Source organism: Pseudomonas sp. GM60 (assembly GCF_000282415.1).
Lineage (GTDB): Bacteria > Pseudomonadota > Gammaproteobacteria > Pseudomonadales > Pseudomonadaceae > Aquipseudomonas > Aquipseudomonas migulae.
In genome coordinates, this window is the sequence record NZ_AKJI01000174.1 from 1 (window position 1) to 12,388 (window position 12,388).

8 protein-coding genes are annotated in these 12,388 nt (G+C 59.1%); 5 read left to right on the forward strand and 3 right to left on the reverse strand.

The window, feature by feature from the left end; translation table 11 throughout:
• On the reverse strand, positions 1 to 908 hold a 908-nt coding region (locus PMI32_RS00345; RefSeq protein ID WP_008035694.1), incomplete at its 3' end, for an ABC transporter substrate-binding protein.
• A 523-nt stretch (positions 909 to 1,431) separates the two neighbouring features.
• Between PMI32_RS00345 and PMI32_RS00340 the strand changes: the two genes are divergently transcribed.
• Complete coding sequence (locus tag PMI32_RS00340; protein ID WP_008035698.1) at positions 1,432 to 3,090, forward strand: nitrite/sulfite reductase; 1,659 nt, start codon at positions 1,432 to 1,434, stop codon at positions 3,088 to 3,090.
• Positions 3,074 to 3,568, forward strand: coding sequence for a DUF934 domain-containing protein (locus tag PMI32_RS00335; protein ID WP_008035700.1), 495 nt, complete (start codon positions 3,074 to 3,076; stop codon positions 3,566 to 3,568). The genes PMI32_RS00340 and PMI32_RS00335 overlap by 17 nt, the downstream gene beginning before the upstream one ends.
• Positions 3,569 to 3,622: 54 nt before the next feature.
• Here the strand turns inward: PMI32_RS00335 and PMI32_RS00330 are convergent, their stop codons facing one another.
• Positions 3,623 to 7,468, reverse strand: coding sequence for a dermonecrotic toxin domain-containing protein (locus tag PMI32_RS00330; RefSeq protein ID WP_008035702.1), 3,846 nt, complete (start codon positions 7,466 to 7,468; stop codon positions 3,623 to 3,625).
• A gap of 192 nt (positions 7,469 to 7,660) precedes the next feature.
• Entirely contained in the window at positions 7,661 to 8,683 is a 1,023-nt protein-coding gene (sohB, locus tag PMI32_RS00325; protein ID WP_008035703.1) for a protease SohB, read from the reverse strand.
• Between the two features lie 203 nt (positions 8,684 to 8,886).
• Here sohB and PMI32_RS00320 point away from each other — a divergent pair, with 203 nt between their 5' ends.
• From PMI32_RS00320 to PMI32_RS00310, 3 genes are all read left to right on the forward strand, one after another.
• Positions 8,887 to 9,597, forward strand: a complete 711-nt coding sequence (locus PMI32_RS00320; protein WP_008035704.1) for a histidine phosphatase family protein — start codon at positions 8,887 to 8,889, stop codon at positions 9,595 to 9,597.
• Between the two features lie 64 nt (positions 9,598 to 9,661).
• Complete coding sequence (locus PMI32_RS00315; protein WP_007976511.1) at positions 9,662 to 9,976, forward strand: SCP2 sterol-binding domain-containing protein; 315 nt, start codon at positions 9,662 to 9,664, stop codon at positions 9,974 to 9,976.
• Positions 9,977 to 10,283: 307 nt separating this feature from the next.
• Entirely contained in the window at positions 10,284 to 12,131 is a 1,848-nt protein-coding gene (locus PMI32_RS00310) for an amidohydrolase (RefSeq protein WP_032829262.1), read from the forward strand.
• The last annotated feature ends 257 nt before the right edge of the window (positions 12,132 to 12,388 follow it).

Here is a 12,388-nt window from a genome sequence, read left to right on the forward strand (position 1 = left end):
CGCCCGCCGTACCGGCTGATGTCCACGCCCCGATCAAGGTCATGCACCTGCACCAGCGCCCAACCGCCCAAAGTGAAATGCCCGCCCAACAATACGCTCAACTTTCCATCGACCTTCGCCTGCAACGCGGCCGTCGAAGTATTGACCGCGCTGAACAATGCGTCCTTTCCGGGCACACCGCCCGCCTCCGTGTACGCCTGCATGGCGCCAAACGCCATTTCGTCATTGGCTGACCACACCAGCGAGACTTTCGGGTAGCGCCGGAACAGCAACTTTGCCTGTTCATAAGCGCGATTACGGGTCCAACCGCTGTAAACCAGTTGCCGCAAACGCACTTGCGGGTGCTCGGCCAGCGCTCGCATCATGCCTTGCTCACGCAGTTGCGCCGACGGCGTGATCTTCAGGCCGGAGAACGCCAGCAACTCGATCACCTGACCAGGCGCCACGGGCGGATGCTGGCGAATCAGCTCCTTGGCCATCAGGTAACCGCCCTCCTCGTCGTTGGGCACCAGGCTGCCCAATCGATCAGGGCGTTCACCCAGCAGGCTCATTTGGTTGGCCGTCAGCGACGCGTTGACCATAAACAGTTTCACGCCGCTGCCTTGCGCCAGGCGCAACACTTGCGGGGCAATGTACTGTTCGTTGGCGAAAATCAGATAGTCCGGACGATCGGGACCTTGCAGTGCACGGCGCGCTTGCGCCAGCGTGAGTTCCGGCATGCGCCGGGAATAGAGAATCCGCAGGTCGATACCCAGGTCCGTGGCGGCCGCTTGCATGAATTGCGAATAGCTGACCCAGAAGGCTTCGTCAGTTTCCCCGGGATTCAGGAACAACACCGATTCCGCACGCGCAGCAGGGCCGTAAACCGTGCCGAGCAGCAACAGGAAGGTGTAGAAAAACTTCGACATTGATCGTCCGAGCCCCCGGAAATTCGCCGCGCATTATAGCCAGCAAACACCCGTAAAACGGCGTTTATTGCAGTTTTTGTCCGACAATTGTCGGGACCGGGCCCGGACGGGGTCGGTTATTGATGGCTGACCCAGAATACCGCTGTCCCCACGACCAGAATGATCAGAAACAGAATGGCCCAGGCATCGACCGTACTGTCAGGCTTTGAAGCTTTGGTAGGGTTGCTCATTGCATCGCCTCTTGTCGGTTTTATCGGTGATTGCATAAAGACTCGACCACAGTTAAGACGATGATTGCCCACACCACAAATACGGGTTTAGTAATAACGATTCTCGTTAGTCGATTTGGTTCTTTACATATACTCAAACATCACTTTTGCGCATAACTCCAAACTGGTATCTTGCCCCGGCTCCGTTGGGAGTGCGCGGCCGTGCGCGCAGAATTGCCGAGGCAGTATCGGAGACTTTCCAGGCGAAAAACGCAACTGGATCCGACCGGCCCAAGCCTGAGAACAGGACTTATATGTACGTATACGACGAGTACGATCAGCGGATCATCGAGGACCGCGTCAAGCAGTTCCGTGATCAGACCCGACGCTATCTGGCAGGCGAGCTGAGCGAAGAAGAATTCCGCCCTCTGCGTCTGCAAAACGGGCTTTACATCCAACGCTTCGCGCCGATGTTGCGAGTGGCGGTGCCTTACGGCCAGCTGACTTCGCGCCAGACGCGAATGATGGCGAAGATTGCCCGCGACTATGACAAGGGCTATGCCCACATCAGCACCCGCCAGAACGTGCAGTTCAACTGGCCGGCGCTGGAAGACATCCCGGACATCCTTGCCGAGCTGGCGACCGTGCAGATGCACGCAATCCAGACCAGCGGCAACTGCCTGCGCAACGTCACCACCGACCAGTTCGCCGGTGTCGCTGCCGACGAGTTGATCGATCCGCGCCCATGGTGCGAGATCGTCCGCCAGTGGACTACGTTCCACCCGGAATTCGCTTACCTGCCGCGCAAGTTCAAGATCGCCATCAACGGTTCGACTTCCGACCGTGCGGCCATCGAAGTCCACGACATCGGCCTTGAGCCGGTGCACAACGCCGCTGGCGAACTGGGTTTCCGTGTGCTGGTCGGTGGCGGCCTCGGTCGTACGCCGGTGGTCGGGGCGTTCATCAATGAATTCCTGCCGTGGCAAGACCTGTTGAGCTACCTCGACGCCATCCTGCGCGTGTACAACCGCTATGGCCGTCGTGACAACAAGTACAAGGCGCGGATCAAGATTCTGGTCAAGGCCCTGACGCCTGAAGTCTTCGCGCAGAAAGTCGACGCGGAAATGGAACACCTTCGCGGTGGCCAGACCACGCTGACCGAAGCCGAAGTGCATCGCGTCGCCAAACACTTCGTCGACCCGGACTACAAGGCGCTGGACAACCAGACTGCCGAACTGGCCGAACTCGACAAGCAACACCCGGGCTTCGCCCGCTGGCGTACCCGTAACACCCTGGCGCACAAAAAGCCGGGCTATGTTGCCGTGACCCTGTCCCTGAAGCCGACCGGCGTTGCGCCGGGCGACATCACCGACAAGCAGCTCGACGCCGTGGCCGACCTGGCCGATCGCTACAGCTTCGGTCAACTGCGTACGTCCCACGAGCAGAACATCATTCTGGCCGACGTCGAACAGTCCCAACTGTTCGCCATGTGGGGCGAATTGCGCGAGCAAGGTTTCGCCACGCCGAACATCGGTTTGCTGACCGACATCATCTGCTGCCCTGGCGGCGATTTCTGCTCGTTGGCCAACGCCAAGTCGATCCCGATCGCCGAATCGATCCAGCGCCGTTTCGACGATCTGGACTACCTGTTCGACATCGGTGAACTGGACCTGAACATCTCCGGCTGCATGAACGCCTGTGGTCACCACCACGTCGGCCACATCGGTATTCTCGGGGTGGACAAGAAAGGCGAAGAGTTCTACCAGGTATCCCTCGGCGGCAGCGCCAGCCGTGATGCGAGCCTGGGCAAGATCCTCGGCCCGTCCTTTGCCCAGGACGCCATGCCAGACGTGATCGAGAAACTGATCGACGTGTACATCGAACAACGTACCGAAGACGAGCGTTTCATCGACACCTATCAGCGTATTGGCATCGACCTCTTCAAGGAACGCGTCTATGCAGCGAATAATTAAGAACAACGAAGTCGTCGACGAAACCTGGCACTTGCTGCCCAAGGATTTCAACATCGACGAGATCACCAACTGCGACGACTACATCGTCCCGCTGCAGCTGTGGCGCGAACACAGCCGTATGCTCCTGGCCCGCGACGGCGGCCTGGGCGTGTGGCTGGATGCCGACGAAGAAGCTGAAGAAATCGGTGAAGACGTGGCGAGTTTCCAGGTCATTGCCTTGAACTTCCCAGCCTTCACCGATGGCCGCAACTACTCCAACGCCCGCCTCCTGCGTGACCGTTACGGTTTCAAAGGCGAACTGCGGGCGATCGGCGATGTGCTGCGCGACCAGTTGTTCTACATGCATCGCTGCGGTTTCGATGCGTTTGCAGTGCGCGCCGATAAAGACCCGTACGAAGCCCTGGAAGGTCTCAAGGACTTCTCTGTGACCTATCAGGCCGCCACCGACGAACCGCTGCCGCTGTTCCGTCGCCGCTGACCACATAAAGCCCTGACCCCATGGGGTCAGGGCTTTATCAGCTCCACCAATCTGCTATCGCTCGATCGGAATCGGTTGCCCCAAGGCCACCCAGTCCCGGTATAGCTGCGCACGGTTTTCCAGTGCCGCGAAAACCGCAAGAGGGTTATCGAAAGCGCCCTCCGGCATCGATACATCCCGCGCCAACCGCCCCCACAATTCTTCCGAAGCGTCTGCTTCCGTCAACATCCGCCATACCCGTGCCTGAAGGTCCAGATAATTGACCTGGAAATCCGGGGTGAGCGTCAATGTGTTCATGGTCCCTAAAAACCGGCCTCCTCTTGGCTTAAGCGCCAGTCGCTGCCAGATTTGCAGCCGGGCATCGCGCAGCCCTGCTTCAGTCCCGTTCAGCCAGGCCGCCGGATTCCCATAGTCAGCCCCCGCCGCACTCAACCATAAGTTGATCCCCGTTTGTTCTCGATGCGTGATCAGGCGCCGCAACGTGTCTTCATCGGTCAACGGATTGTTCCACAGCAGCACTCGATCCCTGGCGATGGCCTGGTTCAGCACTGCCTGGGGGACCCGCGTGATCTGGTTATCGCGCAAATCAAGGGAGGTCAGGTACGGCTCATGCTTGATCCCGACCGGGCATCGACTTATTCCGGTATTCCTCAGGTTGAGCCGGCGCAGGTTGTTCAAGCCGAGCACCATCGGCGGTACGCCCAACGGGTTGTCGCTCAGGTCGAGGCTTTGCAGGCGGGGCAGGTCGGTCAGTTGTGAAGCGGCGCGCTCACTGAATACCAGTTGGGTGGCACGCAGATTGAGTGAGGACAGGTGTCTCAACCCGCAGAGCGCAGGCGGCAAGGCACACCCCTCGTGGCCGTCTTCGGAGAAATGACGCAAGTCTACGTTTTCCAGATTCAACGTCTCAAGATTCGGGAAGCTCTCGATAAAGCCGTTCAAACTGCCCTCTTCGGTCAGATGGAAGCCTTGCATCGACAATTCGATCACATCGTCCAACCGGACATTCAGGGCAGGCAATCGGTGATAGTTCTCGAAGTCAAGATCGAGCCTGACGCCGCGCAGTTGCTCGCCTGAGTACAGGCGATTTAGCGGTGGCCCGCGTTTTTGCCAGATAGCGACAAGCTCTACGGCAAGCTCAGTCCTGATCGCTCGCTCCTCATTCAAGCCCGTTTGCAGGACATGCGCATTGTGCACGGCGATTTGTGCATGGCTCATACCCGCAGCGGCTTCGTCGCCCATGGCCAGCAAGGGAAGTTCGATGTCGGCAATGTCTAGCGCGGCTTGATCGACCCAGTCAATCAACTCGGTGTTGAGCTGGTGCAACTGCAGATTCAGCCCGTCGATGTGCGCCTGCACGGATACACCCGCGCGCTGTATGACCTGATCCGCGTCCGCGTCGGTGAAGTCCGGGTAAATGTCCTTGATCTGTAACCGGGTGGCCTGCAGTTTCATGGCGTCCCCTTGTGGCGTCGTCGGGTAGCCTCCACCTCGCAGCCCCTGCCGCTCGAAGGTCAACCCGGAGTCGAGCCTTTGCAAGCCAAGCAGGGTTTCGGTTCGGGACAATGCATGATCGCCGAGGCTGAGCCGCAACTCGCTGGCTGGATCCAGCGACGTGAGTTGCAACACTGAGCGCTCGTCCTCCGACAGCACGCCGAGGATCGCGTCGTAGAAATCCGTTTGCCGGCCTTGCCGCAGGTAACGGTTTCCCACCTTGATGACGTATCGGAAGTTCGGGGTATCAAGTGGCCCGCAACGGTCAAGAACCCGGCCAGTGGACGAACCGTTGAGGACCTCGATCCGCAAGTCCTGGGGCCAGCCGGGCAGTTTTTTCAAGGAGTGCAATGCCAGCCTGTCCGTCTCGGCGTTCACCACCGAGGGCAGATAAAAGCCTTCATAGGCGCGATTGAGCCGCACATGCTGTTGGTATTGCCGTGCCTTGCTGTCCAGACGTGCGAAAACCTGCCTGGCCTCGGCCATCTCGGGCGCTCTTTGGATATCCACGCCATAGCGGTCGAGCATTTGTTCGATTGCGCTGGTTGGCAGGTCCGGGTACTGCTCCTGGAACAACCGGACCCATTCAAGCTCTGAACGTTGAAGTTCAGCGTAACGTTGGCCGAATAGCACTGGGTCCCCGGCCGGCCCTAGATCCTGATCGATCTTGAAGCGATTGATGGTGTCAGCCAACAAGGGCGTCGGCGAGCGGCCAGTCTGGATCAACCGCAGCATGTCGTCGTCAATCGTGCTGACCTTGCCGATCTGCGTCAGCACTTCATCGCTGAACGAAGCCACAGAGGGGCCAATTGCGCGCATGAGTTCGACGCGGGTCGCCGGCACCACGTTCGAAGGGCCAGGCGTTGGGGCAACGGCCACTTCCGGCACGGGCCTTGCGCCTTCCTCTGCTGAATCGACGATGACTGCGTCACCTTTTTGCGCCACCTCCGCGACGATCGGCAAGGCATTGAGCAAGCCAAAAACAGTGCGCGTCACGCCCTCTGAGCGTTCGCTGGATGTCTTGCCATTGACCACCTGATCAATGCCGTAGCCCGCATCGATAAGCCCGGCCAGCGCCAAGATCCCCTCGCCTCCCGGAACGAACAACGCCAAGGGCCCAAAGCGGTTGACCCACTGCACAAGCGGCTCAACGACCGCGCTTAGATTGTCACGATTGACCTGGGCATCGTCACGGATGCTTTTGATGCTGGCCCCGGCTGCCTGCTTCATCGTCAGCACACACTGGGCAAACGGATCGGTGTCAGATGCCGGATCGTCGTAGCCAATGTACTCGTCCGGATCCCAGTAGCCGTCGTTGTTGAAAAAACCGGCATTGTTCGTCAGCCAGTGTTTTGCCGGATACAACGCCATGCCATCCAGCGCCGTTAGAACACCGGCATGAAACGTACCGTCTTCGCGGTCATCTTCAGCAAAGTGGACGGCCAAAGCCTGTTTGGTCTTACTCCCCCGGCCTTGAGTGGCAATCCATTGGTGCAGTTGAACGGCATCGGCGAATTCGTGCAGCGGAGAAGAGTTGCCGGGAATGTACAACAGCACTTTGGGGCTTGCGGTGTCGCGAAAGGCCCAGATATCGGTCGCGGTATAACGGTAGAGCTTTAACCGGCCGATCCTGACCGAGGAAGGCGCGTGAGTCGGTGCTTGCAGTTGCCCGGTGGTCAGTGTTTCCCATGGCTGATCGGGTGGTAAACCCGCCGCTTGCATCGCCAGTTCCAGGCCTTTTGGCGACAGGCGTTGTTCATGAAACTGCAACCAGGCGGCCATGACGAACGCCGCTTTGACCGACGTCCTCAGCGCGTAAGGTTCGGCTGCAACAAGTACGTCATCGGCTGGCCAGGCTTGACCGAGATACGCTTCGTACAAGTCCTTCAGTTCCAGTTCCCAGACCCACTTCTTGTAATCGGCAGGCCTCAGGTTGATCTGCGTTGAAGGCCCGTAAACTTGCGGTGTGGTTTGGCGATAGATGCCTTCATACGTCTGGTGATTGCCGCTGCCGTGATCGGCGAACTCATCGACGTTTTTCACAATGCGTACGGCAGGCCCGATATCCGGCGGCGTGTACAGGCCGAACACGGTTTCAGCGAAACGCCCGTCACCCACAGACTGATAGTTGGATAACAACGTTTGCAGCAGCGATCGTGAGCTCGCCACTTGCCCTTGCTCGGTACCATCAATGGCAGGATGGCCCTTGTAGTTGTAATCAAGCGTAACCAGCAAGGCTGTCTGCGGATCAATCTCCTGCCCCCATTTCTCCTTGATCAGGTGTTCGCCGAACTGGTCGGGTGTTTGGGGCAACGCGATATCCAGCGCGGCTTTCAGTTCGTCTCGCATTCGTGCAGAGGGCGCAGGATGCGGGCCGGCAGCGTTGTTATGTGGGAGCTCTTTCATGGTGCATTCCATTGCAATCATTTCAGGAACACCACCCTACCCAACCTGGGCTGCCGAAAAAGCCGGACCGATTGACAGTGACGATAGGAAATTTCGCTGCATGCGCACGGAAAGCGCGGCCTTGCGAGAGGCAAAAAAAAACCGTGGAGGCTATCCACGGTTTCATTTTTCAGGCGACGGTGTTTTGAAAAATCACCAGAAGCGTTGCTGGGTCAGCCGACTCCACCAGCTCAGCAATACGCGATCGACCGAGCCGCTGGCCGCCATGCCGATGCGCTCTTGCAAGCTTTTGCGTTCGGCGTAGTGCAGGTGATAAAGCTCCGATTTCTTCGCGCGCTCGGCGAGGTATTCATCGCTGGTCTTGAGCTCGTCCACCAGTTGCTTGTCCAGCGCCGCGATGCCGAGCCAGATTTCGCCGGTCGCCACTTCGTCGATGGCCAGTTGCGGGCGATAGCGGGAAACGAAGTTCTTGAACAGCTGGTGAGTGATGTCCAGGTCTTCCTGGAACTTCTCACGGCCCTTCTCGGTATTTTCGCCAAACACGGTGAGGGTGCGTTTGTACTCGCCGGCGGTCAGGACTTCGAAGTCGATGTCGTGCTTTTTCAGCAGGCGATTGACGTTGGGCAACTGCGCCACCACGCCGATCGAGCCGAGAATCGCGAACGGCGCGCTGATGATCTTCTCGCCGATGCACGCCATCATGTAACCGCCACTGGCCGCGACCTTGTCGATACATACGGTCAAAGGCACGCCCGCATCACGGATGCGCGCCAGTTGCGAGGATGCCAGGCCGTAGCTGTGAACCATGCCGCCACCGCTTTCCAGACGCAGCACCACTTCATCCTTTGGCGTGGCCAGGGTCAGTAGCGCAGTGATCTCGTGACGCAGGCTTTCAGTGGCCGATGCCTTGATGTCACCGTCGAAATCCAGCACGAACACCCGCGGTTTTGCTTCGGGTTTCTTCTTTTGCTTTTTCTCGGATTTAGCCTCGACCTTGCGCAAGGCCTTGAGCTGGTCCTTGTCGAGCAAGGTCTGCTCCAGGCGTTCACGCAGCCCTTTGTAGAAATCATTGAGTTTGCTGACTTGCAACTGGCCGGCCGACTTGCGTCGACCTTTGCTGCGCAATGCCGCGAAACTGGCCAGGACCACCAGAATGGCGATCACCAGTGTCACGGTTTTAGCCAGGAAACTGGCGTACTCGGACAGAAAATCCACAGTCACTCCTTCAGTACAATGCGCTGCATAAACGCGCGCGGGATACCATCAGCATACCCATGCGCCGGCTTGGCGACCAGCCGTGAAACCTCTGGCAACAGGCCTGTAACGGGCATTTCAAACAAGCGTATGTTTTTTCATTGACAGCTCACCGCCATCCTCATAACCTCGCCGAACCTTCAACGTACCGGGATGACGCGGACGTGGGCACTATCTATTTGATTCGACATGGCCAGGCCTCCTTTGGTGCAGACGACTATGACGTCCTGTCGCCGACCGGTATTCGCCAGGCAGAAGTCCTCGGCCGGCACCTCGCCGAACTGGGTATCAGCTTCGACCGCTGCCTCTCGGGCGACCTGCGCCGACAGCAGCATACGGCCAACAGCGCGCTGGAACAGTTCGCGGCCGTGGGCCTGCCGGTGCCGACCGTGGAAATCGATTCCGCGTTCAACGAATTCGACGCCGACGCGGTCATCCGCGCGCTGTTGCCGGCCATGCTCGACGATGAGCCCGAAGCGCTGGACATCCTGCGCAACGCCGCGCAAAACCGCGCCGAGTTCCAGCGTATTTTCGCGCTGATCATCGAGCGCTGGCTGGCCGGTACGTATGACACGCCGGGCCTGGAAAGCTGGCTGGGCTTTGTCGAGCGGGTGCAGGCCGGTCTGCATCGCATCCTCGAAAGCGCCGACAACACCCAGAAAATCGCCGTGTTCACCTCCGGCGGCACCATCACTGCCCTGCTCCACCTCATTACGCAAATGCCCGCCAGGCAGGCCTTTGAACTGAACTGGCAAATCGTCAACACCTCGCTCAACCAGCTGAAATTCCGTGGTCGCGAGGTGGCACTGGCTTCTTTCAACAGTCATGCGCACCTGCAACTGTTGAAAGCACCGGAACTCATCACGTTTCGCTGAGTCCGGACTATTGTGACCCTGGCTGTAATCACCCAGCTCTAATTACCCAAGAAAGGATCGAACCATGACCTCCGTAGCTGATGCCGTACAAGCAATGAAAGCCAAGTTCAACCCAGCCGCTGCTGCCGGCCTGGACCTGGTTTTCGGTTTCCGCATCGACGACACCAAGAACTTCTCGCTGATCGTCAAGAACAGCACCTGCGAACTGCAAGAAGGCGAAAACCCGGACGCCCAGGTCACTCTGGTGATGGACGGCGAAACCCTGGAAGGCATCGTTGACGGTTCGACCGACGGCATGCAGGCGTTCATGGGCGGCAAACTGCGCGCTGAAGGCGACATGATGCTGGCCATGAAACTGTCCGAGCTGTTCCCAAGCTAAGACGGCGGCTCCCGCGCTCGGGAGCCTCTCTGGCTGCATACGAATCCCGCCCCTTGTGGCGGGATTCGTCGTTTTTCATCTTTGGAAAACGGCTGTCGGTGAATTTGCGGTCTATATTCCTTCTGGCCGCATGCGTCAGACATCGGCTGTTCTATCCCCTTTTTCTTCTATGAAAGAACCGAGCGGAGAACACTGCATGAGCCCACCTGACGAGCACGACGGTTTCAACCGTCGACGTGTACTGCAAGGCCTTACGGCAGGTGCCGTCGGCGCCTGGATCAGCCCGCTAATCGCAGGGAGTAAAACCATGCCAGATGCCCCGGCCGACCTCATTCTGTACAACGGACGCCTGCACACCGTCGATCGCAAGAAACCCCAGGCCAGCGCCGTCGCGATCAAGGACGGACGCTTCGTGGTGGTCGGCAGTGACGCTCAGGCCATGGCCCTGCAAGGTCCCGGCACGCAAATTATTGATCTGCACGGTCGCACGGTGATTCCCGGCCTCAATGACTCGCACCTGCACTTGATCCGTGGCGGCTTGAATTACAACCTTGAGTTGCGCTGGGAAGGCGTGCCGTCCTTGGTCGATGCCTTGCGGATGCTCAAGGATCAGGCCGACCGCACACCCACACCGCAATGGGTACGGGTGGTCGGCGGCTGGAACGAATTCCAGTTCGCCGAAAAGCGCCTGCCAACGATTGATGAACTGAACAAAGCCGCGCCGGATACGCCGGTGTTCGTGCTGCACCTCTACGACCGCGCCCTGCTCAACCGCGCTGCGTTGAAAGTGGTCGGCTACACCCGCGACACGCCGAACCCGCCGGGCGGTGAAATCCAGCGAGATGCCAACGGCGACCCGACCGGCATGCTGATCGCGCGCCCTAACGCAATGATTCTGTATTCGACCCTGGCCAAAGGCCCGAAACTGCCGCTGGAGCACCAGGTCAACTCGACCCGGCAGTTCATGCGCGAACTCAATCGCCTCGGCGTCACCAGCGCCATCGATGCTGGCGGCGGTTATCAGAATTACCCGGACGACTATCAGGTGATCCAGCAACTGGCCAAAGACCAACAACTGACGGTGCGGATCGCCTATAACCTGTTCACGCAGAAACCCAAGGAAGAGCTGACTGACTTCAAAAACTGGACCGGCACGTCGCATTACGGCCAGGGCGACGATTTCCTGCGGCACAACGGTGCCGGGGAAATGCTGGTGTTTTCGGCGGCGGATTTCGAAGACTTCCTGGAACCACGCCCGGACCTGCCGCAAACCATGGAGCAGGAACTGGAACCAGTGGTCCGGCACCTGGTGGAGCAGCGTTGGCCATTCCGCCTGCACGCCACGTACAACGAATCCATCAGTCGCATGCTCGATGTGTTCGAGAAGGTCAATCGCGACATCCCGTTCGACGGTTTGCCATGGTTTTTCGACCACGCCGAAACCATCACCCCGCAGAACATCGAACGCGTCAAAGCCTTGGGCGGCGGCATTGCGATTCAGGACCGCATGGCCTTTCAAGGCGAGTACTTCGTCGATCGCTACGGCGCCAAGGCTGCCGAACACACTCCACCCATCGCGCGCATGCTTGCCGAAGGTGTACCGGTCGGTGCCGGCACCGACGCCACGCGGGTGTCGAGCTACAACCCCTGGACTTCGATGTATTGGCTGGTCAGCGGCCGCACCGTCGGTGGTCTGGAGTTGTATCCGCAAGGCTTGAGCCGCGACACGGCGCTGGAGTTGTTCACCCACGGCAGCGCCTGGTTTTCTTCCGAGCAGGGCAAGAAAGGCCAGATCAAGGTCGGGCAACTGGCGGACCTGATTGCGCTGTCGGCGGACTATTTCCACATCGAGGACGAAGCGGTCAAGTGGATCGAGTCGGTGCTGACGATTGTCGACGGCAAGATTGTCTATGGCACCGCCGAGTTCGAGAAACTCGGGCCGCCGCCTGTGCCGGTGGTGCCGGAATGGTCACCGGTGGTGAACGTGCCGGGCCATTGGAAACCGTTGGCGCCGATGACGGCGCAGGTTCATCAGTGTGTCGGGGCTTGCGCCGTACATGCCCATAGCCATGAGCGGGCGCGATTGTCTTCGGCACCGGTGAGTGATTTTCAGGGATTTTGGGGGGCGTTTGGTTGTTCGTGTTTTGCGTTTTGAATTGAACGGTGGAGAGCCTGGCCTGAGATTGACGTTGCTCTCACGGGGTTCACCTTGGCCCCTGTAGGAGCTGGCTTGCCAGCGATTGCTGCGTGTCAGGCGACGATTTTTTTGCTGGTGTACATATCCGTTTCTGCGGTTGCTGCTGCTATTGGTTCCGCCCTTACGGCGGGTCACTTGGAAGAGCGCCAAGTAACCAAACGCTCGCGCCCCTGACGTACGGTGGCTCGCTAATGCTCGCCATGCCCTCGCTCCGG